This is a genomic window from Klebsiella sp. 141198, assembly GCF_050600785.1.
In the GTDB taxonomy this organism is placed as follows: domain Bacteria; phylum Pseudomonadota; class Gammaproteobacteria; order Enterobacterales; family Enterobacteriaceae; genus Klebsiella; species Klebsiella aerogenes.
Genome location: NZ_JAQIRM010000004.1, coordinates 161,314 through 184,990 on the forward strand (window position 1 = coordinate 161,314; position 23,677 = coordinate 184,990).

Annotated in this window: 17 protein-coding genes; 6 read left to right on the forward strand and 11 right to left on the reverse strand. The window is 56.1% G+C overall.

Annotation, left to right across the window (positions count from 1 at the left end):
* Positions 1 to 32 precede the first annotated feature (32 nt).
* From serS to lrp, 5 genes are all read right to left on the reverse strand, one after another.
* Entirely contained in the window at positions 33 to 1,325 is a 1,293-nt protein-coding gene (gene serS / locus PGR10_RS14650) for a serine--tRNA ligase (protein WP_015704878.1), read from the reverse strand.
* A 92-nt stretch (positions 1,326 to 1,417) separates the two neighbouring features.
* Entirely contained in the window at positions 1,418 to 2,761 is a 1,344-nt protein-coding gene (gene rarA, locus PGR10_RS14655) for a replication-associated recombination protein RarA (RefSeq protein ID WP_113374875.1), read from the reverse strand.
* An 8-nt stretch (positions 2,762 to 2,769) separates the two neighbouring features.
* The gene (gene lolA / locus PGR10_RS14660) at positions 2,770 to 3,381 is read right to left on the reverse strand and encodes an outer membrane lipoprotein chaperone LolA (RefSeq protein WP_015367486.1); all 612 of its coding nucleotides are present in this window, start codon (positions 3,379 to 3,381) and stop codon (positions 2,770 to 2,772) included.
* 122 nt (positions 3,382 to 3,503) lie between these two features.
* Positions 3,504 to 7,586, reverse strand: a complete 4,083-nt coding sequence (ftsK, locus tag PGR10_RS14665) for a DNA translocase FtsK (RefSeq protein ID WP_430923697.1) — start codon at positions 7,584 to 7,586, stop codon at positions 3,504 to 3,506.
* Positions 7,587 to 7,721: 135 nt separating this feature from the next.
* Positions 7,722 to 8,216 (reverse strand): leucine-responsive transcriptional regulator Lrp, encoded by a 495-nt coding sequence (lrp, locus tag PGR10_RS14670; RefSeq protein ID WP_000228469.1) that lies wholly within the window; start codon positions 8,214 to 8,216, stop codon positions 7,722 to 7,724.
* 532 nt (positions 8,217 to 8,748) lie between these two features.
* Here lrp and trxB point away from each other — a divergent pair.
* The 5 genes from trxB (at position 8,749) to infA (ending at position 14,645) form a co-directional block, all read left to right on the forward strand.
* A complete protein-coding gene (trxB, locus tag PGR10_RS14675; RefSeq protein ID WP_045374041.1) occupies positions 8,749 to 9,717 on the forward strand; it encodes a thioredoxin-disulfide reductase in 969 nt (322 codons plus the stop codon).
* A gap of 114 nt (positions 9,718 to 9,831) precedes the next feature.
* The gene (gene cydD, locus PGR10_RS14680) at positions 9,832 to 11,598 is read left to right on the forward strand and encodes a heme ABC transporter permease/ATP-binding protein CydD (RefSeq protein WP_087859963.1); all 1,767 of its coding nucleotides are present in this window, start codon (positions 9,832 to 9,834) and stop codon (positions 11,596 to 11,598) included.
* Positions 11,599 to 13,320, forward strand: coding sequence for a heme ABC transporter ATP-binding protein/permease CydC (cydC, locus tag PGR10_RS14685; RefSeq protein ID WP_087859964.1), 1,722 nt, complete (start codon positions 11,599 to 11,601; stop codon positions 13,318 to 13,320).
* A gap of 42 nt (positions 13,321 to 13,362) precedes the next feature.
* Complete coding sequence (gene aat / locus PGR10_RS14690; protein WP_430923698.1) at positions 13,363 to 14,067, forward strand: leucyl/phenylalanyl-tRNA--protein transferase; 705 nt, start codon at positions 13,363 to 13,365, stop codon at positions 14,065 to 14,067.
* A gap of 359 nt (positions 14,068 to 14,426) precedes the next feature.
* Positions 14,427 to 14,645: a translation initiation factor IF-1 gene (gene infA / locus PGR10_RS14695; RefSeq protein WP_001040187.1), complete on the forward strand. Its 219-nt coding sequence runs from the start codon at positions 14,427 to 14,429 to the stop codon at positions 14,643 to 14,645.
* A gap of 78 nt (positions 14,646 to 14,723) precedes the next feature.
* On the opposite strand, the gene PGR10_RS14700 is transcribed toward infA, so the two are convergent.
* The 3 genes from PGR10_RS14700 to clpS form a co-directional block, all read right to left on the reverse strand.
* The gene (locus PGR10_RS14700) at positions 14,724 to 15,203 is read right to left on the reverse strand and encodes a hypothetical protein (RefSeq protein ID WP_087859966.1); all 480 of its coding nucleotides are present in this window, start codon (positions 15,201 to 15,203) and stop codon (positions 14,724 to 14,726) included.
* Positions 15,204 to 15,302: 99 nt separating this feature from the next.
* On the reverse strand, positions 15,303 to 17,582 hold the full coding sequence (clpA, locus tag PGR10_RS14705; protein WP_015367493.1) for an ATP-dependent Clp protease ATP-binding subunit ClpA: 2,280 nt from the start codon (positions 17,580 to 17,582) through the stop codon (positions 15,303 to 15,305).
* Between the two features lie 30 nt (positions 17,583 to 17,612).
* Positions 17,613 to 17,930: an ATP-dependent Clp protease adapter ClpS gene (clpS, locus tag PGR10_RS14710; protein ID WP_015367494.1), complete on the reverse strand. Its 318-nt coding sequence runs from the start codon at positions 17,928 to 17,930 to the stop codon at positions 17,613 to 17,615.
* Between the two features lie 325 nt (positions 17,931 to 18,255).
* Between clpS and cspD the strand changes: the two genes are divergently transcribed.
* Entirely contained in the window at positions 18,256 to 18,477 is a 222-nt protein-coding gene (gene cspD, locus PGR10_RS14715; RefSeq protein ID WP_015367495.1) for a cold shock-like protein CspD, read from the forward strand.
* A 68-nt stretch (positions 18,478 to 18,545) separates the two neighbouring features.
* Here the strand turns inward: cspD and macB are convergent, their stop codons facing one another.
* The 3 genes from macB to PGR10_RS14730 form a co-directional block, all read right to left on the reverse strand.
* Entirely contained in the window at positions 18,546 to 20,492 is a 1,947-nt protein-coding gene (gene macB, locus PGR10_RS14720) for a macrolide ABC transporter ATP-binding protein/permease MacB (RefSeq protein ID WP_430923699.1), read from the reverse strand.
* The gene (gene macA / locus PGR10_RS14725) at positions 20,489 to 21,604 is read right to left on the reverse strand and encodes a macrolide transporter subunit MacA (protein ID WP_087859968.1); all 1,116 of its coding nucleotides are present in this window, start codon (positions 21,602 to 21,604) and stop codon (positions 20,489 to 20,491) included. Before macA ends, macB begins: the two co-directional genes overlap by 4 nt.
* 154 nt (positions 21,605 to 21,758) lie before the next feature.
* Positions 21,759 to 23,417: an ATP-dependent endonuclease gene (locus tag PGR10_RS14730; protein WP_087859969.1), complete on the reverse strand. Its 1,659-nt coding sequence runs from the start codon at positions 23,415 to 23,417 to the stop codon at positions 21,759 to 21,761.
* Between the last annotated feature and the right edge of the window lie 260 nt (positions 23,418 to 23,677).

A 23,677-nucleotide genomic window follows, 5' to 3' on the forward strand; every position in this document is an offset into this window, starting at 1 on the left:
CACAGGCGCTTTTAAGGAAAGAGTAGAAAAGATTAACCGATATATTCGAGGCCGCGCATATACGGGCGCAGGACTTCCGGGATCTCGATACGGCCATCGGCCTGCTGATAGTTTTCCATCACCGCAACCAGCGTACGGCCAACCGCCAGACCAGAACCATTCAGAGTATGAACGAGACGAGTCTTTTTGTCGGACTTGCTGCGGCAACGCGCCTGCATACGACGCGCCTGGAAATCCCAGACGTTGGAGCAGGAAGAAATTTCGCGATAGGTATCCTGCGCCGGAACCCACACTTCGAGGTCATAGGTTTTACAGGCGCTGAAGCCCATATCGCCGGTGCACAGCGCTACCTTACGGTACGGCAGACCCAGCAGTTGCAGAACCTTCTCAGCGTGGCCGGTCATCTCTTCCAGCGCCGCCATGGAGTCTTCCGGACGTACGATCTGCACCATTTCAACTTTGTCGAACTGGTGCATACGGATCAGACCGCGAGTATCACGACCATAGGAACCCGCTTCAGAACGGAAGCACGGCGTATGGGCGGTCATTTTGATCGGCAGATCGTCTTCGTCGATGATTTCGTCGCGGACCAGGTTAGTCAGCGGCACTTCGGCGGTCGGAATCAACGCGTAGTTGCTGCTATCGGCTTCTTCTTCCAGCGGACGAGTATGGAACAGGTCGCCGGCGAATTTCGGCAACTGGCCAGTACCATACAGCGTGTCCTGGTTCACCAGATACGGAACATAGTTTTCACTATAGCCGTGCTGTTCGGTGTGCAGATCCAGCATGAACTGCGCCAGTGCGCGGTGCAGGCGGGCCAGTTGGCCTTTCATCACCACGAAACGGGAACCGGTCAGCTTAACGGCGGCGGCGAAGTCCAGACCGCCATGCATTTCGCCCAGCGTAACGTGGTCGCGCACCTCGAAATCGAACTGGCGCGGCGTACCCCAGCGGCTGACTTCAACGTTGTCGTTTTCGTCGCGGCCAACCGGCACGTCATCGTGAGGAATATTCGGGATCGCCAGCGCGATATCGCGAATTTCCGCCAGCAGCGTTTCCAGCTCGGACTTTGCGGCATCCAGCTGTTCGCCAAGTTTGTTCACTTCCAGGCGTAATGGCTCGATATCTTCCCCGCGCGCTTTCGCCTGGCCAATGGATTTCGATCGGGAGTTACGCTCCGCCTGCAGGTTTTCGGTTTGAACCTGCAGAACTTTACGACGCTCTTCAAGAGCGCGCAGTTTATCTACATCCAGCTTAAAGCCCCGGCGTGCCAGTTTTTCTGCGACTGCGTCTGGCTCGGTACGCAGCAGATTGGGATCGAGCATGCTTATCCTGTGCTTATCGAATTTAAATAGGAAAAGTGGCCGCAAACTACGGCCACGGAAATATAGGTAATAACCTTACCGCAACGCCACAATTAGCGGTAGCGTTTTATCTGGCTATTTTGATCCAGTTCGGCAAGCCAGGCGAGCTTTTCAGCGATTTTGCCCTCGAGCCCCCTGTTTGTTGGCTGATAATAGCGCGTTTGCGCCATTTCCTGCGGGAAATACTGCTCGCCGGCGGCGTAGGCGTTAGGCTCATCGTGCGCGTAGCGGTATTCCTGACCATAGCCCATCTCTTTCATGAGTTTGGTCGGCGCATTGCGTAAATGAACCGGCACGTCGTAATCAGGGCGATCGCGGGCGTCGGCCAGCGCGGCCTTAAAGGCGGTGTACACCGCATTACTCTTCGGCGCGCAGGCCAGATAAACAATCGCCTGAGCGATAGCCCGTTCGCCTTCCGCCGGCCCGACGCGGGTAAAACAATCCCACGCGGAAATGGCCACCTGCATGGCGCGAGGATCGGCGTTACCGACATCCTCAGACGCGATAGCCAGACAACGGCGCGCAACATACAGCGGGTCGCCGCCCGCGGTAATGATCCGTGCGTACCAGTACAGCGCCGCATCCGGCGCGCTTCCGCGCACGGACTTATGTAGCGCGGAGATCAGATCGTAAAAACGGTCGCCTTTATTATCAAAACGCGCGCTACGCTCGCCGGCGATTTCGGTAAGCAACTCTGCCTTCAGCACTCGCTTGCCCGAATCATCGTTTTCAGCCATATCGGCCATCATTTCCAGCGTATTCAACGCCCGGCGCGCGTCGCCGTTAACCAGTTCGGCAATCGCCTTGCGGGTTTCATCCGGCAGGACAATATCCTGTCCGCCGTAACCTCGCGCTTTGTCGCTCATCGCCTGGTTGAGCACCTGCTCGATATCGTCCGTGGTCAGTGATTTGAGCAAATAGACGCGAGCGCGGGAGAGCAAAGCGGAATTAAGTTCAAATGACGGATTTTCGGTCGTCGCGCCAATAAAAGTAATAGTGCCGTCTTCGATGTGCGGCAGAAAGGCGTCCTGCTGACTTTTATTGAAACGATGCACTTCATCAACAAACAGGATAGTGCGTCGGCCGGCGTTGCGGTTTTGCCGCGCGCGCTCGATAGCTTCGCGGATCTCTTTGACGCCAGAGGTGACAGCCGAGATACGTTCAACATCGGCATTAGCATAGCGGGCGATCACTTCCGCAAGGGTAGTTTTACCGGTGCCCGGCGGCCCCCACAGGATCATCGAGTGCAGATGCCCGGCCTCAATCGCCCGCGGCAGCGGTTTGCCCGGCGCCAGCAGGTGCTGCTGGCCAATGTACTGCGCTAAATTTTCTGGCCGCATACGGGCGGCCAGAGGTTGAAATGCATTATCGGAAAAATCGAGCGAAAAGTTGCTCACATTCGCCTCTACTTACGTTGATCGTCCACCGTCACCCCTTGCGGCGGCGTAAAAGTGAACTTAGATGCATCGACGGCGCCATTCTGCTGCGACTTCAGCTGATAGCTGCTGCGCTGGTCGTCCTGCTCAACGGCGCTGAACTGATGGATAGTGCCGTCACGACCGACATTGATCGTGAACTGCTTCAGATTGCCGTTACCGCTTTTTGGCGTCAGCACAAAATCATCGCCGTTTTGCTTGATATTATATTGCTGCCAGTCCGCTGACTGGTTGCGGGCGATCAGCATGAACGGCGTGTTGCTGGTCGCGTTTTTCAGCCAGGTCGCGGTTGCCTGCTCGACAAACGGGTTGTAGAACCACAGCGTTTTCCCATCCGACACCAGAATGCTTTCATCCGGCTGGGTCATATGCCAGTTGAACAGATTCGGGCGTTTCACCCACAAATCGCCCTGCCCGTCCTGCACGGCATTACCGCTTGCGTCGGTTACTTTCTGAGTGAAGCTGGCATGGAAGCTGCTGACTTTATCCAGACGGCTTTTTAAGTCGCCGGCAGCGTCTGCCCAAACCTGGCTTACCACGAAGCCAGACAATAATGCACAGGTGATGGCAAGTTTCTTCATTGTTGATCCTTATTGTGCGTCACTCCCGACGCGGGAGCCTGTTCTGTCTCTACTGTAGAGCCGTTGATAGCAACGGAATAGCAGAACAGGCTGATTTTGCGCTTATTTACCGAACTTTGCACTTACTCGAAGGGCGGCGGCGCCAGGACTTCACGGTTACCATTATGGCCCTGCTCGCTGACGATCCCCTGAGCTTCCATCTGCTCAATGATGCGCGCCGCGCGGTTATAGCCGATGCGGAACTGACGCTGCACCCCGGAGATCGAGGCTTTGCGCTTCTCGGTCACGAAGTTGACCGCCTGGTCGAACAGCGGATCCAGCTCTTCGCCGCCATCAAAGCCGCCACTACCGCCTTCGCTTTCGCTGTCGGAGGTAATACCGTCAACATACTGCGGACGACCGCGCGCTTTCCAGTCCTGCACCACGGCGTGTACTTCCTGGTCACGGACAAACGCGCCATGCACACGAACCGGCATCGTGGAGTTTGGCCCGGAATAGAGCATATCACCCATGCCCAGCAGCGATTCCGCGCCGCCCTGGTCAAGGATGGTGCGCGAGTCAATCTTGCTTGATACGGTAAAGGCGATACGCGTCGGGATGTTGGCCTTGATAAGACCGGTAATCACGTCAACCGACGGACGCTGGGTCGCCAGCACCAGGTGAATGCCCGCCGCGCGCGCTTTCTGCGCCAGACGCGCAATCAGCTCTTCTACCTTCTTACCGACTGTCATCATCAGATCGGCGAATTCATCCACCAGCACCACGATATACGGCAGTTTTTCCAGCACCGGATGTACGGCATCCATGCTGTCGCCCGGTTTCCAGTACGGATCCGGGATCGGACGTCCCATGCGCGCGGCCTCAGCGATCTTCTCGTTGTAGCCCGCCAGATTACGCACGCCCAGCGCCGACATCAGCTTATAACGGCGCTCCATTTCATTGACGCTCCAGCGCAGCGCATTAGCGGCGTCTTTCATGTCGGTGACCACTTCCGTCAGCAGATGCGGGATACCTTCGTACACCGACAGCTCAAGCATTTTCGGGTCGATCATGATGAAACGCACGTCTTCCGGCTGCGCCTTGTAGAGCATGCTGAGGATCATGGCGTTCACGCCAACCGATTTACCAGAACCGGTGGTACCGGCAACCAGCAGATGCGGCATTTTCGCCAGATCGGCCACCACCGGATCGCCGGCGATATCTTTACCCAGCACCACGGTAAGCGGCGATGGGTTCTCGCGGAATTTCGGACAATCGAGCACTTCGCGCAGGTATACGGTCTGGCGTTTTTTGTTCGGTAATTCCAGGCCAACGTAAGGTTTACCCGGAATGACTTCTACCACGCGCACCGCCACGGTCGACAGCGAACGCGCAAGGTCGCGCGACAGGTTAGAGATACGCGCGGCCTTCACCCCCGGCGCAAGATTCAGCTCAAAACGGGTGATCACCGGGCCCGGCGAGTAGTTCACCACATCCGCTTTAATGCGGAAATCGGCGAGACGCGCTTCAACCAGGCGCGCCATCTGCTCAAGCGCAAAGGTATCGACAGGTTCAACTTCGCTCGGCGGCGGCGTCAGGAGATCCAGCGACGGCAACGGCGTTGTTGGCCTTTGTAGCGGACGGCTGTCGCCATTACGCATCAGCAATGGATGAATAAGGCTCTCCTGCGGCTGCGGCGCGGGCGGCTGATAACCCTGCGGCGCAACCGGCTGTTGCTGCTGCATTGGCTGTTGAGCCGTCTGATAAGCCTGCGGCTGCGGCGCTACCGGCTGATGGTGTACGGGCTGCTGCGCAGGTTGATAACCCTGCTGCGGCGCGGCTGCCGGTTGTTGATAATGCTGAGCCGGTTGCTGGGGCTGTACTTCCGGCGTCGGCGTAAACAGCGGCTCGCTCGGACCATCATTGACCAGCGTTTTCATCGGCGAGAACTCATAGTCCGACGGTGAGAAGGGATTAGCTCCCGGCGGCTGCTCGCTGGCATAGCGCTGTTGCTGAGTGGCGGCAAACTGGCGCGCCAGTTCCGCTTCAGCGGCAGCGTCTTCGTCCTGCTCATCGCTTTCTGACTCATAGGACTCGCCATAGCGCTGTTGTTGGGTTGCGGCAAACTGACGAGCCAGCTCGTCCTGTTCCAGCGCATCGGCTTCTTCGTCGCTCAACGGCTCATTATCGTAATGATGTTCAAGCTCGGCCCGACGCGCGCGCTCTTCAGCAATACGCTGAGACGGCAGCTTAATGCCATAGGAAGCCAGTTCCCGACGAGTCGGTACGCGGACGCGATTCGGACGCGGCAATTTCGGACCGATGCCCTCTTTTACCTGTACCCGCGGGCCGCTGGATGCCGGGCTGAAAACGGGCGCTGCGTCAGCGACGGTTGATGCCACTGAGGCGGCCGCGGCTGCGCTTCCAGAAGTCGTGGCCTGATGAACGCCAGCGGCGACGGCTGTCACGGCGGCGGCCTCAACTGATGGCATGGATGGAGCAGTCGGAGTGGTTATCGGTTTGGTCGCCACCGGACTCGCTGGTTCAGGGATTGGCTGGTACCAGGACTCCAGCAACTCGCGTTCGCGCGCGCGTTTCTCTTCAACTTCCTCGAAGTAATACATCGGCGGACGTTTAGTTTCTTCCTGCGGCGCTTCAGGCTCAGCGGCAGGCGCCGGTTCCTGATGGTAAACAGGCTGCTGCTGCGGCGCGTATTCAGGCTGATACACCGGCTGCTGCGGATGCGCGGCTTCCGGCTGGTAAACCGGCGGCTGCTGCGGCGCGTACTCAGGCTGATAAACCGGCGGCTGTGGATGCGCGGCTGCCGGCTGGTAAACCGGCGGCTGCTGCGGCGCGTACTCAGGCTGATACACCGGCTGCTGCGGATGCGCGGCTTCCGGCTGGTAAACCGGCGGCTGCTGCGGCGCATACTCAGGCTGGTACACCGGCTGTTGCGGATGCGCGGCTTCCGGCTGGTAAACCGGCGGCTGCTGCGGCGCGTATTCAGGCTGATACACCGGCTGTTGCGGATGCGCGGCTGCCGGCTGGTAAACCGGCGGCTGCTGCGGCGCGTATTCAGGCTGATACACCGGCTGCTGCGGATGCGCGACTTCCGGCTGGTAAACCGGCGGCTGCTGCGGCGCATACTCAGGCTGATGCACCGGTGGTTGCAGGTGAGCAGCCTCCGGTTGGTATGCCTGCCCTGCCCCCTGCTCCGCCCATGCCTGCGGCACAGCTGCAGCGGCGGAAGCGGCGCCGATCGGGTCGGCCACCGTATGGCCATTCAGCAGCGGATCGTAAGGGTCTAAATCGCCAGGACGTGCGGCGCTGGCGCCTGAGAACAGGACATCATCAGCGGCGACAGGCGCGCCGCTGGCGCTGTATTGTACGGCTTCCGCATCATCCATACGTTTACCGGAGAACAGCGCGGCATCGGTTTTACGCCCCATCGGGTTGGCGAACTTTTCCGCCAGACGCTTACGACGCGCTAGCGCGCTGCGTAAGATGCGGGCGCGACGCGATTCCCGCGGCTGCGCGTTATCGTCGTCTTCATCATCTTCATATTCATCATCTTCATATTCGCCTTCATCAACCCAGGTATCGTCCCGACGGGTACGATTACTGGCAAAGGTCAAAATAGAAAGGATGGCGCCGCCGAGTTTCTCGGCAATGCTGACCCATGACCAGCCGGTAAACAGCGTTAAACCTGCAGCCCAGATACAAAGCAAGGCGATAGTGCCGCCGCTGCTGTGCAGCAAGGGTTGTAAGGTGGTGCTAAGCAGGCTGCCAATGACGCCGCCGGAGGCAAAGTACCAGATATCGTCGGCATTGATTGCCGCCAGACCGCAGGAAGTGAGAATGAGCGCCAGCGCGCCGATCAGGCGCAGCGAAACGGCGAAGTAGTCGACATACTCGTCATTTTCCTGATGACGCCATGCAAACCAGCAGCCGCCGATGATAATCACGGGGATGGTGTACGCCATTACGCCAAAGATGAAAAATAGCGTGTCCGCCAGCCACGCTCCGGGCATGCCGCCCAGATTATGGATAGGCTCATGCCAGGCGGTCTGCGACCAACTGGGATCGGATGGATTAAAGCTCAGTAATGCCGCCATCAGCCAGATGGCAAAAAGAGAGCAAAGGATGAGTAACGCCTCAAGAACGCGGCGCCCGCTGCTTAGCTTCGTTAGTTTGACTTCTTTGTCTTCGGTGTATTCCTGGCTCAAGAAAGGCTCTCCAGGTATCAGGCAATTTCCTGCCTGCTGCTAAAACGGACAACAGCGCCGGGTCTCCCCGGCACTGTTGCTGTATGGATTAACAGGAGTGTAATCAAACTACGTCGATTTTGCACCTGTTCCGTGTTAGCGCGTCTTGATTACCAGACGATTACTCTGCTTGACTTCTTCCATAACCACGTAGGTACGGGTGTCGTTTACGCCCGGCAGGCGCAGCAGGGTTTCGCCCAGCAATTTACGATACGCTGACATGTCCGGTACGCGGGTTTTCAACAGATAGTCAAAATCACCGGATACCAGATGACACTCTTGAATTTCTTCAAGTTTTTGCACTGCGGCGTTAAATTGCTCAAACACATCCGGCGCACCACGATTCAGAGTAATCTCAACAAATACCAGAAGTGATGCATCCAGATAATGCGGGTTGAGCAGCGCCGTATAGCCCTGAATAAAACCCTGTCTTTCCAGTCGACGCACGCGCTCAAGGCATGGCGTCGGAGAAAGTCCCACCCGTTTGGAAAGCTCGACGTTGGAAATACGCCCGTCTTTTTGCAGTTCATTCAGAATGTTACGATCGATGCGGTCGAGATCTTTGCCAGGGCGTTTCTTGCTATCTACCATTATTATTGTCTCTCTGTATTCCTTCCCTACTCCTGTTCTGACTCTGCGCCTTCACTGCCAGAGCCCATCCCGTTATTACCCGTACGACGTTGAGTAACCCAGGGGTACGTGAGAAGTCCGTTGCCTGATGGCAGTCACCGACATCACGCATGGCGTCTGTCCACACCATGCGTAGATTTCGCTGACCCGGATAAAAATGGCATTTGCGTGCATGAACATTCGCCACACGCGAAACACTGCTTTTCTTCTTCCATGAATGTTTTCGCAAAAGCACAGGGGATTGTCAAAGCAAAACATCGATTTTTAGTACAAGATGCCAGATATTCATCATCAACCCCCTCTGAATCTCATGTTTTCATCTTATAATCAGGGCGCTAACAGTAGAATTAATTATATTTTCCGCTCGTTAAATCGCCAATCCATCGGCGGGTTCTATTGCACATATCGTTAACAAAATCGCTACGCTCTTTTTTTACGCCCGCAAATTCCCTACAATCCAGCCCAATGTATGCCAATAAAATATGGGGATCTCATGGGCACAGCCAAACACAGTAAACTGCTTATTCTAGGTTCTGGACCTGCAGGATATACCGCGGCGGTCTATGCTGCGCGCGCAAACCTGCAGCCGGTGCTGATCACCGGCATGGAAAAAGGCGGTCAGCTGACCACCACCACTGAAGTGGAAAACTGGCCAGGCGACCCAAACGATCTGACCGGTCCGCTGCTCATGGAACGTATGCACGAGCATGCCACCAAGTTCGAAACTGAAATTATTTTCGATCACATCAGCAGCGTCGATCTGCAGAACCGTCCGTTCCGCCTGGTCGGCGACAGCGGCGAGTACACCTGTGACGCGCTGATTATCGCAACCGGCGCTTCCGCCCGTTACCTGGGTCTGCCTTCTGAAGAGGCTTTCAAAGGCCGCGGCGTTTCTGCCTGCGCCACCTGCGACGGTTTCTTCTATCGTAACCAGAAAGTCGCGGTCATCGGCGGCGGCAACACGGCGGTTGAAGAAGCGCTGTATCTGTCCAACATTGCGGCCGAAGTGCATCTGATCCACCGTCGCGACTCCTTCCGTGCGGAAAAAATTCTGATCAAGCGCCTGATGGATAAAGTGGAAAGCGGCAATATCGTACTGCACACCGATCGCACCCTGGAAGAAGTTACCGGCGATCAGATGGGCGTCAGCGGCCTGCGTCTGCGCGATACCAAAAATAGCGACAATGTTGAAACCCTGGACGTCGCCGGTCTGTTTGTCGCCATTGGACACAGCCCGAACACCGCTATCTTTGAAGGTCAGTTAGCGCTGGAAAACGGTTATATCAAAGTGCAGTCCGGCATCCACGGTAACGCCACGCAAACCAGTATCCCCGGCGTGTTCGCGGCAGGCGACGTGATGGACCATATCTACCGTCAGGCGATTACCTCCGCCGGCACCGGCTGCATGGCGGCGCTGGACGCGGAACGCTACCTCGATGGTTTAGCTGACGCTTGCAAATAATCTTTACAAGTCAGTAACAAAGGTAAAGAAGGCGACGAAAAGTCGCCTTTATTTTTGCCGCGTTGTAACATTGCCGTGCCCAAAAATCTCATAACGACACCTGCTAAGCGCGCAATGAATAAAACCCGTCAACAAGAGTTAACCCGCTGGTTAAAAGAAAAAAGCATTATCTCCCGTCGCTGGTTGATGATTTCTCGCCTGCTGGGCGTCGTGAGCGGTCTGTTGATCGTCGCTCAGGCGTGGTTCCTGGCGCGTATCCTTCACCGAATGATTATGGAAAATATCCCGGCGACGGCGCTGCTGCTGCCATTTACCTTGCTGGCGCTGGTGCTGATCCTGCGCGCCTGGGTGGTATGGCTACGCGAACGCGTCGGCTTCCACGCCGGCCAGCATATCCGTTATGAAATTCGCCGCCAGGTGCTGGACCGCCTTCAGCAGGCGGGCCCGGCCTGGATTCAGGGAAAACCCGCCGGCAGTTGGGCGACGCTCATCCTCGAGCAAATCGACGATATGCATGATTACTACGCGCGCTATCTGCCGCAGATGACGCTGGCCGCCTGCGTGCCGCTGCTGATTGTTATCACTATCTTCCCCAGCAACTGGGCAGCCGCGCTAATTTTACTCGGCACCGCTCCGCTGATCCCGCTCTTTATGGCGCTGGTCGGGATGGGCGCCGCCGATGCCAACCGGCGCAATTTCCTTGCGCTCGGTCGCCTTAGCGGCCACTTCCTCGACCGCCTACGCGGCATGGAAACACTGCGCCTGTTCAACCGCGGCGAAGCGGAAATCAATAATATCCGCGACGCGTCGCAGGATTTCCGCCAGCGGACGATGGAAGTCCTGCGTCTGGCTTTTCTCTCCTCCGGCGTACTGGAATTCTTTACCTCGCTCTCTATCGCGCTGGTGGCGGTCTATTTCGGTTTTTCCTACCTCGGCGAGCTCGACTTCGGCCACTACGGCGTCGGCGTCACGCTGATGTCAGGTTTTTTAACCCTGATACTGGCGCCGGAGTTTTTCCAGCCGCTGCGTGATTTAGGCACATTTTACCATGCTAAGGCTCAGGCCATTGGCGCAGCGGATAGCCTGAAGTCCTTTATGGAAACTCCGCTGGCGCAGGCCGAACGGGGCGAGAAAACGCTAAGCGATCATGAACTGATTCGCCTCGAAGCCCGCGATCTGATAGTCAAATCACCGGATGGCAAAACGCTGGCAGGCCCGCTTAGTTTTATCCTGAACGCCGGAGAACGTGTGGTACTGGTTGGCCAGAGCGGCTCTGGTAAAAGCTCGCTGCTGAATACGCTGACAGGCTTTCTTCCCTATGAAGGTTCGCTACAGGTTAACGGCGTGGAGTTGCGCGATCTCGATGCTGAACGCTGGCGTCGGCTAATTAGCTGGGTCGGTCAGAACCCGCAGCTGCCCGCTGCCACTCTGCGTGAAAACGTGCTGCTGGCGTGGCCAGAAGCCACGGAAGCGCAACTGCAGCTAGCTCTGGATAAGGCCTGGGTCAGCGAGTTTATCTCCCAACTGCCACAAGGTATTAATACCCCGGTCGGCGATCAGGCTGCTGGCCTCTCTGTCGGCCAGGCTCAGCGCATTGCCGTAGCGCGCGCGCTGCTGGTGCCGTGCCGTCTGTTGCTGCTTGATGAACCAGCGGCCAGCCTTGACGCCCATAGCGAACAGCGCGTCATGCAGGCGCTGTCTCACGCCTCCACCCAGCAGACCACCCTGATGGTCACCCACCAACTGGCAGGACTCGCCGAGTGGGATGCTATCTGGGTAATGCAGGATGGTCAGATTGTCGAGCAAGGCGACTATGCGCAGCTTTCTGCCGCTGGAGGCGCGTTTGCCTCACTGTTAGCCCATCGCCAGGAGGAAATTTAAATGCGCGCACTGTTACCCTATCTGGCGCTATACAAACGCCACAAATGGCTGCTGACCCTCGGCGTGGTGCTGGCTATCGTTACGCTGCTGGCAAGTATCGGGCTGTTAACGCTTTCCGGTTGGTTCCTTTCCGCCTCGGCGGTCGTCGGCGTCGCCGGTATCTACAGTTTTAACTACATGCTGCCCGCCGCAGGCGTTCGCGGCGCAGCGATTATTCGTACTGCAGGCCGCTATTTTGAGCGTCTGGTAAGCCACGACGCGACTTTCCGGGTATTGCAGCACCTGCGCGTCGCCACGTTTAGCAAACTGCTGCCGCTCTCCCCCGCCGGGCTGGCGCGTTTTCGCCAGGGCGAGTTACTCAACCGCATCGTGGCTGATGTCGACACGCTGGATCACCTCTATCTACGCGTGATTTCGCCGCTGGTTGGCGCGCTGGTGGTCATTCTGGTGGTAACCATCGGCTTAAGCGTACTCGATGTCACCCTGGCGCTCACGCTTGGCGGTATTATGCTGGCGACGCTACTCCTGCTGCCACCGCTGTTTTACCGTGCCGGTAAGCCGACCGGGGAGCATATCACCCAGCTTCGCGGGCAATATCGCCAGCAACTCACCTCCTGGCTACAGGGGCAGGCCGAGTTGATGCTTTTTAATGCCAGCGATCGCTACCGCGAACAGATGGAAAAAACGGAACAGCGCTGGCAAGAAGCGCAGCGCCGTCAGGCAGAGCTTACCGCCCTGTCGCAGGCGCTGATGCTGTTGATTGGCGGCATCGCGGTGATCGCCATGCTGTGGATGGCATCTGACGGCGTTGGCGGTAATAGCCAGCCGGGCGCGCTCATCGCTCTCTTCGTTTTCTGCGCCTTGGCGGCATTTGAAGCGCTGGCGCCGGTCACCGGCGCCTTCCAGCATCTCGGCCAGGTCATCGCGTCCGCCCGCCGCATCACGCAGATTACCGAGCAGCAGCCCGAGGTGACGTTCAGCCAGCAGACACCGCAAAGCTTCTCCCAGGTAGCGCTTACCCTGAATGAGGTAACCTTCAGCTACCCGCAGCAATCGGCCCCGGCGCTGAAAGATATTTCGCTGCAGGTCGCGGCAGGCGAGCATATCGCCATTCTTGGCCGTACCGGCTGCGGTAAATCAACTCTGCTACAGCTATTGACCCGCGCCTGGGATCCGGCCAACGGTCAGATTCAACTAAATGGCCAGCCGCTTAGCGCACTGTCTGAAACGACCCTGCGCCAGGCGATGAGCGTCGTGCCGCAGCGGGTACATCTCTTCAGCGCGACGCTGCGCGATAATCTGCTGCTTGCCGCGCCGCAGGCCAGCGACGGCGAGCTTGCCAATATCCTGGAGCGCGTCGGCCTGGAGAAACTGCTGGAAGATAGCGGTCTGAATAGCTGGCTTGGTGAAGGCGGACGTCAGCTTTCCGGCGGCGAGCTACGTCGACTGGCCATCGCCCGCGCGCTATTGCACGATGCGCCGCTAATGCTGCTTGATGAGCCCACCGAAGGTCTGGATGCGACAACGGAAAGCCAGATCCTTGATTTACTTAGCGAAGTGATGCACGAAAAAACCGTACTGATGGTCACCCACCGCCTGCGTGGGCTGGCGCGGTTTAATCAGATAATAGTCATGGACAACGGACAAATTATTGAGCAAGGTAGTCACGCAGAGCTGCTGGCGAAACAGGGCCGCTATTACCAGTTTAAGCAACGTCTGTAAGCTATTATTGTCAACAATTGCTGGTGCGTATTGAGGTCAAAAATGCGTCTGGTTCAGCTCTCTCGTGACTCTATCGCCTTCCCTTCCCCGGAAGGCGCCCTGCGTGAACCAAATGGCCTGCTGGCGCTGGGCGGCGATCTGAGCCCCGCTCGCCTGCTCATGGCCTATCAGCGCGGTATTTTTCCATGGTTTTCTCCCGGCGACCCTATTTTATGGTGGTCGCCCGACCCACGCGCCGTACTGTGGCCGGAGCAATTCCACTTTAGCCGCAGCATGAAGCGCTTTCATCAACGCTCTCCCTATCGGGTGACGCTCAACCACGCCTTCGGCCAGGTTATCGAGGGCTGCGCCAGCCATCGTGATGAAGGCACCTGGATCACCCCCAGCATCGTGCAGGCCTATCACCAGTTACATGAACTTGGTCACGCTCATTCAATCGAGGTATGGGATGAAAACTCGCTGGTCGGCGGCATGTATGGCGTGGCGCAGGGAGCGCTGTTTTGCGGCGAATCGATGTTTAGCCGGGCGGAAAATGCCTCCAAAACCGCGCTGATGATCTTCTGTCAGGCTTTTGCCCAGGATGGCGGCAGATTAATTGACTGCCAGGTTCTCAACGCGCATACCGCCTCTTTAGGGGCGATTGAAATCCCGCGCCGCGATTATCTCGATTACCTTTCCGTATTACGCACCTACCGCTTACCGGAGCGATTTTGGGTACCAAGGGTGCTATTTACCGGTAATGGATAAATGTTTTCAGCACATTTCTTAGCGTGGTGGTATAATTGCGCGGTAGAGTAGCTTCTGCCTGTTGCCCCGCCGCCGTTTGGGAATAATAAGAGTCAGATAACGCCCATCGTTCTGTCACTGCCCTTTACGTTTGCGCCTGTCATGCGGTTTCACCGCGTGTATTCCGGGCAATGCGCCAAAACTACTTCGGCGATTTATACCCGTCATGTTTTAAGCTACAGGCGCTGGCTGCGCGCAATTATTTATCGCCAGCCTGCGACGCGAACTGTTTTGGGTATACGTAAAACTTTACATACTTGCTGAACTTCGGCATTATCTTGCCGGTTCAAAACTACGGTAGTGATACCCCAGAGGACTAGATGGCCAAAGAAGACAATATTGAAATGCAGGGCACCGTACTTGAAACGTTGCCTAACACTATGTTCCGCGTAGAACTGGAAAACGGTCACGTGGTAACTGCGCATATTTCCGGTAAAATGCGTAAAAACTACATCCGCATTCTGACGGGCGACAAAGTGACTGTTGAGCTGACCCCGTACGACCTGAGCAAAGGCCGCATTGTCTTCCGTAGTCGCTAATTGTTTCCGCCGCTAAGGCGTCAGATGCTGAAGGCCGGGCTCATGCCCGGTCTTTTCATTTCCGCTTCCCGCGCTGATTTACTCTGTCATCTCTTTATCTATCGGCAGGGTATTATTTAGCGCTTCTTTCGGCACATGAGCGCTCAATTTGTCGATACCAATAAGCTCTGAAGCGAAGCCGGAATAAACCATTAAACCATAATCGGTAGTAATGGTTTTCTCAGTCATATAATTTTGCGACTGACTCGTGGTGGTAATTTTCTTTCCCTTCTCCGTTTTCACCAACATCCCAGCGCCTTTGATTAGCAAGGCACATTGCGGGATTTGCTCCTCTAACCGTTTTTCCTCGGGGATATCAATGGTGTATGTGCTCACATACTTACCTGATCCGGTGGGGAAAAACGCCTTATAGGTTGGCCCCCCGGCAGCCTTAACCAGATAGAAGGGATTTTCAGCACCGCTAAACCGATAACTTCCTGTCATATCCGGACATTGCGCCTGAGCGGCAATGGAAAACAGCGCCAGCGAGGCGCAGAGCAAAAATTTGCCGGGTTTCATGGTTCATCCTTGTGATTTTATCCGTCCCGTCCCACGCTAATAAAAAAAGACCGGGCTGTCACCAGCCCGGTCTTTATCATTGAACAATTCAGAATTTATTTAATGCGCCGCTTCTGGTTTGTGCTTTTGCGCGCTGTGGAAGCCGTAGGTCAGCACGTTGTTGGCTTTATCCAACTCAACGGTGACCTGGCCGCCGTCCACCAGCGAACCAAACAGCAGCTCATTCGCCAACGGTTTCTTCAGGTTGTCCTGAATCACCCGCGCCATTGGACGCGCGCCCATTGCCCGGTCATATCCCTTCTCTGCCAGCCAGTCACGCGCTTCCTGGCTCACTTCCAGCGACACGCCTTTCTGATCCAGCTGTACCTGCAGCTCGACGATAAACTTATCGACCACCTGATGGATCACGGTCGTAGAGAGGTGATCGAACCAGATGATATTGTCGAGACGGTTACGGAACTCCGGCGTAAAGATCTTTTTGATCTCTTCCATCGCATCGGTGCTGTTATCCTGCTGGATAAGACCAATCGATTTACGCTCGGTTTCACGCACCCCGGCGTTGGTGGTCATCACCAGCACCACGTTGCGGAAGTCCGCTTTACGGCCGTTGTTATCGGTCAGCGTACCGTTATCCATTACCTGCAGCAGGATATTGAAGACATCCGGATGCGCTTTTTCGATCTCATCAAGCAGCAGCACCGCGTGCGGATGTTTGATAACCGCATCAGTCAACAGCCCGCCCTGATCGAAACCGACGTATCCCGGAGGCGCGCCAATCAAGCGGCTAACGGTATGACGTTCCATATACTCGGACATATCAAAGCGCAGCAGCTCAATGCCCAGCGCTTTCGCCAGCTGCACGGTGACTTCGGTTTTCCCGACCCCGGTCGGCCCGGCAAACAGGAAAGACCCAACCGGCTTATGCTCATGTCCAAGCCCGGCACGCGCCATCTTGATAGCTTCAGTCAGCGCTTCAATCGCTTTATCCTGACCGAAGACCAACATTTTCAGACGGTCGCCAAGGTTTTTCAGCGTATCGCGATCGCTGCGGGAGACGCTCTTCTCCGGAATACGCGCAATGCGCGCAACCACAGATTCGATATCCGCCACATTGACCGTTTTCTTGCGCTTACTGACCGGCATCAGCCGCGCCCGCGCCCCCGCTTCGTCGATCACGTCAATCGCCTTATCCGGCAGATGACGATCGTTGATGTATTTCACCGCCAGCTCGACCGCCGCACGAACCGCTTTGGCGGTATAACGCACATCGTGGTGCGCTTCGTATTTCGGTTTCAGGCCGTTGATGATCTGCACCGTCTCTTCGACAGAAGGCTCGGTCACGTCGATTTTCTGGAAACGACGCGCCAGCGCGCGATCTTTTTCAAAAATGTTGCTGAACTCCTGGTAGGTCGTGGAGCCAATCACCCTGATCTTGCCGCCGGAAAGCAGCGGTTTAATCAGGTTAGCCGCATCGACCTGACCGCCGGAGGCCGCGCCTGCGCCGATGATAGTATGGATCTCATCGATAAACAGGATGCTATTGGTATCCTGCTCAAGCTGTTTCAGCAGCGCTTTAAAGCGTTTTTCAAAATCGCCGCGATATTTGGTGCCCGCCAGCAGCGAACCGATATCCAGCGAGTAAATGGTGCAATCCGCCATCACTTCCGGTACGTCGCCCTGGACGATACGCCAGGCGAGCCCTTCCGCAATCGCGGTCTTGCCGACGCCGGACTCACCCACCAGCAGCGGGTTGTTTTTACGGCGGCGACACAATACCTGAATAGCACGCTCCAGCTCTTTATCACGGCCGATCAGCGGATCGATACCGCCCACGCGCGCAAGCTGGTTGAGATTGGTGGTGAAGTTTTCCATACGATCCTCCCCGCCTGCTTGCTCTTCGTTACCCGGCTGGCTCGCGTTATTTTCCGAAGGCTGGCTGGGCTCGTCTTTGCGCGTGCCGTGAGAGATGAAATTCACCACATCAAGGCGGCTGACTTCATGTTTACGCAGCAGATAGGCGGCCTGCGACTCCTGCTCGCTGAAAATCGCGACCAGGACGTTGGCGCCGGTGACTTCGCTGCGACCGGAGGATTGGACGTGAAAAACCGCACGCTGCAGCACGCGCTGAAAACTTAGCGTCGGCTGGGTGTCTCGCTCTTCTTCCGTAGCCGGAAGGACGGGAGTGGTCTGTTCGATGAAGGCTTCAAGTTCCTGACGCAAAGCGACCAGGTCCACGGAACAGGCTTCCAGCGCTTCGCGTGCCGAGGGGTTGCTGAGCAAAGCCAGCAACAAGTGCTCGACGGTCATAAATTCATGACGGTGCTCGCGCGCTCTGGCGAAAGCCATGTTTAAACTGAGTTCCAGTTCTTGATTGAGCATAGGCACCTCCCCCAATTTTCATGCCTGTAATCAGGCTTTCTCTAGCGTACACAGCAATGGATGCTCGTTCTCCTTGGCGTACTGGTTCACCATAGCGACTTTGGTTTCCGCAACTTCGGCGGTAAAAACGCCGCAAATCGCCTTACCTTCATAGTGAACCGTGAGCATCAGTTGCGTTGCACGTTCTACATCATAAGAAAAGAATTTTTGTAACACGTCAATAACAAACTCCATTGGAGTGTAGTCATCATTGACTAATATCACTTTATACATAGATGGTGGTTTAAGCGCATCACGAACTTCATCTTCTACCAGTTGATCGAAGTCCAGCCAATCTCTCTTACTCATCGTCAATGTTCGTCATCGGTTGCTGTTGCCAACAGGCCGCGGCCTGTCGATGATCTGAGGTTATGCACGTTACAAATTTACAATAGATCATAGATAACTATCATCTATTGCTTCCATCCGCGACGCCTGTCACATTCCCCAGCAATAGCGTTAACTGCTTCAAATTTTGACGCATTTTTCACCGTCCACCCTCGTCAATTGCTTGACGCATTTCCGTATTTCTCTAAATTGTACTGGCGAGAGTTGGCGAGCAATTGTACAACTCGTAACTCCCCTACCGGTTCATTCCATCTTACTTATAAAGATTTACGAAGGATGTCGAAGTATGGAAATGGGTACTGTTAAGTGGTTCAACAATGCCAAAGGGTTCGGTTTTATTTGCCCTGAGGGCGGCGGCGAAGACATTTTCGCCCATTACTCCACCATCCAGATGGATGGTTACAGAACGCTAAAAGCCGGGCAATCCGTTCGGTTTGATGTTCACCAGGGGCCGAAAGGCAATCACGCCAGCGTGATTGTTCCTGTGGAAGCAGAAACGGCTGCATAACTCTTTTGCTTCATTGTGTACATCCTGCTAATAAAATGCCAGTCCTTCTGACTGGCATTTTTATCTCCTTACTCACGCGCCAACGCATCAACCGGGTCTAATCGCGCGGCATTACGCGCCGGTAACCAGCCAAAAAGCACTCCGGTGAACGTCGAACACAAAAATGCGGTCAACAGCGCCAGCGGCGAAAAACCGATTTCCCAACCGGGTAAGAACAGTTGCAAAATGAACGCGATCATCAACGACAAACTCACGCCGATTGCGCCGCCCACCAGACAAACCAGCACCGCTTCAATAAGAAACTGCTGCAGAACATCCCGGGCCCGGGCGCCAACCGCCATTCTGATGCCGATTTCACGGGTGCGCTCCGTGACTGACACCAGCATGATATTCATCACCCCAATTCCGCCGACGACCAGCGCGATCACCGCCACCAGGGTCAGGAACAGCTGTAAAGTATGTGTGGTCCTTTCCGCCGTTTTCAAGACACTGTCCATATTCCAGGTGAAAACATCTTTTTTGCCATGGCGGAGCTCCAGCAACCGCACCAGTTGCTGCTCAGCGGTGGCGCTATCGTAGCCCTCCTGCACGCGGACGGTTATCGAGTTAAGCCACGATTGCCCCATCACCCGCCCGGCCATCGTGGAATAGGGCAGCCAGACGCGGAGGATTTTGCTGCTGCCGAACATCGATTGTTTCTCATCAGCCACGCCGACAATCGTCGCCGGCATATTACCGACCAAAATCACCTCGCCAACCACTTTCGCCTTGTGGGGGAATAGCTGGCGACGGGCATTGCTATCCAGCACCACCACCTGCGCCCGGCTATTCAGCTGCAGCTCATTGAACGTATTTCCCTCGCTGAACGTCATGCCGTAAACGTTGAAATATTGCGCGCCAACGCCTTCGGCGCTGGCGGCCACATCGATGTTATTAGCGCGCAGGCGCAGGCTTTTCGATACCGCCGGCGTCGCGGAGCTCACCCATGGTTGTTTTTGAATCGCCAGCAGATCGTCATATTTTAACGCCTGCTGATAACGCGGATCGTCATCGCCAAAATCTTTGCCGGGGTAAACATCGATGGTATTGGTGCCAATGGCGCGAATATCGGCTAAAACCAACTGTTTCGCGGCATCGCCGACGACCACGATAGAGACGACCGAAGCGATACCAATAATGATGCCAAGCATAGTTAACAGCGTGCGCATTTTATTCGCCGCCATCGCCCGCCAGGCCATCACCAGCGCCTCACGAAAACCACTACTGAACTGACGCCAGATGGTAGGCTCCGCGCGGTCTTCGGCGCGAAGCACGCCGCCTTTTTCCAGCGATGACGGCGGTGGGTTACGCACAATTTCACCGTCGCGCAATTCGATGATTCTTTCCGCCTGCGCCGCGACCTGCGGGTCGTGGGTGACGATAATCACCGTATGCCCTTGCGCCTTAAGCTGATGCAGGATGGCCATGACCTCTTCACCTGAGTGGCTATCCAGCGCCCCGGTCGGTTCATCGGCAAGGATCACCTCGCCGCCGTTCATCAGGGCGCGGGCGATACTCACGCGCTGCTGCTGCCCGCCGGATAGCTGCGACGGGAAGTATTCCGCCCGCTCGCCCAAACCTAATCGGGTGAGTAAATCCCGCGCCCGTTCAAGGCGAATCCGGCGCTCTTTGCCGGCATAGATAGCAGGGACCTCGACGTTTTGCGCCGCCGTCAGGTGCGATAACAGATGGTAACGCTGGAAAATAAAGCCAAAGTGCTCGCGGCGTAGCCTGGCCAGTTCATCGCCGCTCAGATGCGACACATCGACCCCGGCAACCTGATAGGTACCGCTGGTGGGTTTATCAAGGCAGCCAAGGATGTTCATCAGCGTTGATTTGCCGGAACCTGAAGCCCCAACGATCGCCACCATTTCCCCGGCGGCAATACTGAGGGTGATGCCCTTTAGGACTTCAACTTCACCGTCGCCCGAGGGGTAACTGCGGCGAATATCACGCAGTTCGAGCAGCGCCGTCATTTTGCCGCTCCGGGCGTGCTTTCGCTGATAATGACCTCATCACCCTCTTCCAGCCCTTTCGCCACCGCCACATCGGTATCGTTACGCGCACCGATAACGATTTCACGCTCTTTCACTTCCCCGTTGCGCAGCAAGCGCACGTTGTAGCGGTTATCGCCGATGGCGTCGCCCAGCGCGCTGAGCGGAATAGTAATCACGTTTTTCACTTCCGCCAGCTGGATATGCACCTGCGCCGTCATTTCAAGACGCAGGATCCCCTGCGGGTTGGGAACTTCAAACCGCGCATAATAAAATATGGCATCATTGACCTTTTCCGGCGTCGGCAGAATATCCTTCAGCGTACCTTCGTAACGGGTCAGAGGGTCGCCGAGTACCGTAAACCAGGCCTTTTGCCCCGGCTTAAGATGGATCACATCCGCTTCCGAAACCTGCGCTTTGACCAGCATGGTACTGAGGTCCGCCAGCGTCAGGATGTTTGGCGCCTGCTGAGCGGCAATCACAGTCTGTCCCTGCAGGGTAGTGATTTGCGTCACTTCGCCGGACATCGGCGCCAGGATACGCGTGTAGTCGAGGTTGGTTTTCGCGGTGTCGAGGGTCGCCTGGTTGCGTTTAATCTGCGCCTCTATGGTGCCGATTTGCGCCTCTTTCACCGCCACATCGGTGGCGGCGGTATCCAGATCCTGGCGTGAGACCAGTTGGCGTTGCGCCAACTGCTGCTGGCGCGCTAAGGTTACCTGCGCGAGCTTACGTTCGGCCTGCGCCTGTTTTAACTGAGCGCGCAGCTCCATGAGCGTCGCTTCGACTTCTTTAATCTGGTTTTCAGCCTGCTCCGGGTCGATAACTCCCAGCAGCTGGTCCTTCTGTACTTTATCGCCAATATTGACGCGCAGCGTCTTCAACTGGCCGCTGACCTGCGCGCCGACGTCGACTTTACGCAGCGCATCTAACTTGCCCGTCGCCAGTACGCTCTGCTGCAGATCGCCTTTACGCGCCACCAGCGTTTGATACTGCGGCAACGGCGCGTTCAGAACGCGCCATCCCCAAACGGCCGCAATAACCACCACCAGCGCCAACAGCCACCAGACTTTCCTGCGTTTTCCATTCAATGTCATAAAAAATTCCTGATCTATTCCCCGCAGCTCGGATGATGATTCTAACGGAAGCGGCGGCGAACAGAAGCCAGAATTTTAGCAATGCTTAATGTTTATTGATGTTGGGCTGCCGCGATGTCTTGCGGCGAGACATGGCACGGTTTTCGCTGCTGGGCTAATCAGCGCGCCCGCGCGCCAGCCACAACACCCGGGAAAACATCTTTTTCAGCAACGTCGGGACGGCGTCGATTCCCCGCCGTCCAGCCTCCATCGCGACTTCTATCGCCAGGTCGGGTTTCGATGAACGGTGAATGGCTTTGGTGATCACTCGGCGCATGTTCATCGGCATATTATCCGGGATCTGCGCCACCCGATGGTAAACATCATCGAACCCCTGACGATACATAAAGTGTTCCATGTCCATCGCCGGAAGCATGGTTAAGTGTACGCGTTCCAGTTCGTTATCATTGTTGAGTAGTCCGCGCACCGTAGCGGCGTACTTCTTTCCTGCCTCATCGCCGTCGACCAGCACATGCCATTCAATCCCCATCCGGCGGGCAAATTTAATCAGCGGCTTGAGCCCGGATTGGGCGAATTCAATCACCTTCACCCCTTCAGCGTCGAAATGATGCCCGCACTGGCGCGCCAGTTCGTTGATAACCCAGGTTTCCGTTTCGCCTTCCACCAGCAACCAGCAGCGGGCAAACAGCGATGACGCGCGGTTGAAGCGAATGTGAAACGCAATGCGACGGCTATCTTCCGCATTCATCCCGCCGGGACCGAGCCGCCACGCCGAGACGCGGGACGATTCACGCACCAGCCGACACACCTGCTCGACCGGCGTCAACGACAAAAGTTCGCCGGAATTGGTTGTAGTGACTCGCTGCAGCGGCAGGAGATTCAGTAAATGCCAGGCGACCGAAAGCATGATCGGATGCAACCGCGTTTCTGGATCTTCAATCAGCAGCAGCGGCCGCGCATCGCGATCGAGGCGGACGGTCCCCTTCGCCTGCAATAAAGTGGAGAACAACCCAAGCAGGATCACCCGGTGACTACGACCGCCGGGTTTATCAATCATTCGGTTAATAATATCGAGATAGCGCCAGCTGCGTTGTTCATCATGAGAACGTCGGCGCATCAGGCGATTGCGGCTTTGCGCGCTGCTCTGCTCGGCGAAGTAATGTTCTAGCAGTTGCACCATCGCCGACAGCCCTTCGCGGATTTGCCCATCGGTGAGATTTTGCGGATGATTGACCAGTTCGCGGGAGAGAAAATCCAGCTGCCGGGCGGTAATCTCAATTTGCGGCGAATGCGGCACGGTTCCGTTGTGAATTCGGCGCATAAAGCGGGCGTCGCGCAGGCGCAATACCGGCATTAAGCGCACCAGATGGCGCGCCAGATCGTCGATATCTTGCATCTCCAGCGCCTCTCCCTGGCAGTTAATAAAACTACGCAGGGTCATCACGCTGCCGTCGTCCGCCAGCTCCCCCTCAAGGCGATAGAAAATGCGCTGATAGCCGTCATCACAGGGCACCCAGCAATCGCTAAGCGGTCGAAAACGGCGCACGCGATGGCGCCCGGGTTCATTTTCGCGGAAAGTTAAAATGATATGCAGATGATGCTCCCGCCCCTGAATATCGCCGGGGGGAAACCAGAAGTCATCGCGTACGAAATGGTACAGGTCAAACTCAGGCGATAAAAGCAGCGTCAGAGCGTCCAGCAGGCTGGATTTACCCCATGCGTTTTCGCCGATTAGCACATTGTTTTGCTCGAGCATCAACGATAAACGGTTGATACCGCGAAATCCGACGATCTCTACACGCTCAAGATGCATATCCCCTCCGCCTGGCCCACACTCTCCTTCAGTAATCAGTAGTATAGCGAGGCGCAGACAACATGGCACCCCCTGCTTTCCGCACCGACAATTGAACTCAGAAGCAAATGAGTTTGTAAGGTATCAGCTCTTGATTTCATATAATTAATAAATTAATTCATCTTCGGTAGTAGTTTATTTTTCAGCGTTGTGTTCTACACTTGCATAAATCATGCATGGTGAAAGGAAAATCATCTCATTGCTCTAAATCAAATTACATC

Coding starts and splice junctions, on each gene's coding strand:
- serS (WP_015704878.1), bottom strand. CDS start 1,325: ATGCTCGATCCCAATCTGCTGCGTACCGAGCCAGACGCAGTCGCAGAA.
- lolA (WP_015367486.1), bottom strand. CDS start 3,381: ATGAAGAAACTTGCCATCACCTGTGCATTATTGTCTGGCTTCGTGGTA.
- lrp (WP_000228469.1), bottom strand. CDS start 8,216: ATGGTAGATAGCAAGAAACGCCCTGGCAAAGATCTCGACCGCATCGAT.
- trxB (WP_045374041.1), top strand. CDS start 8,749: ATGGGCACAGCCAAACACAGTAAACTGCTTATTCTAGGTTCTGGACCT.
- cydD (WP_087859963.1), top strand. CDS start 9,832: ATGAATAAAACCCGTCAACAAGAGTTAACCCGCTGGTTAAAAGAAAAA.
- cydC (WP_087859964.1), top strand. CDS start 11,599: ATGCGCGCACTGTTACCCTATCTGGCGCTATACAAACGCCACAAATGG.
- aat (WP_430923698.1), top strand. CDS start 13,363: ATGCGTCTGGTTCAGCTCTCTCGTGACTCTATCGCCTTCCCTTCCCCG.
- infA (WP_001040187.1), top strand. CDS start 14,427: ATGGCCAAAGAAGACAATATTGAAATGCAGGGCACCGTACTTGAAACG.
- PGR10_RS14700 (WP_087859966.1), bottom strand. CDS start 15,203: ATGAAACCCGGCAAATTTTTGCTCTGCGCCTCGCTGGCGCTGTTTTCC.
- clpA (WP_015367493.1), bottom strand. CDS start 17,582: ATGCTCAATCAAGAACTGGAACTCAGTTTAAACATGGCTTTCGCCAGA.
- clpS (WP_015367494.1), bottom strand. CDS start 17,930: ATGAGTAAGAGAGATTGGCTGGACTTCGATCAACTGGTAGAAGATGAA.
- cspD (WP_015367495.1), top strand. CDS start 18,256: ATGGAAATGGGTACTGTTAAGTGGTTCAACAATGCCAAAGGGTTCGGT.
- macB (WP_430923699.1), bottom strand. CDS start 20,492: ATGACGGCGCTGCTCGAACTGCGTGATATTCGCCGCAGTTACCCCTCG.
- macA (WP_087859968.1), bottom strand. CDS start 21,604: ATGACATTGAATGGAAAACGCAGGAAAGTCTGGTGGCTGTTGGCGCTG.
- PGR10_RS14730 (WP_087859969.1), bottom strand. CDS start 23,417: ATGCATCTTGAGCGTGTAGAGATCGTCGGATTTCGCGGTATCAACCGT.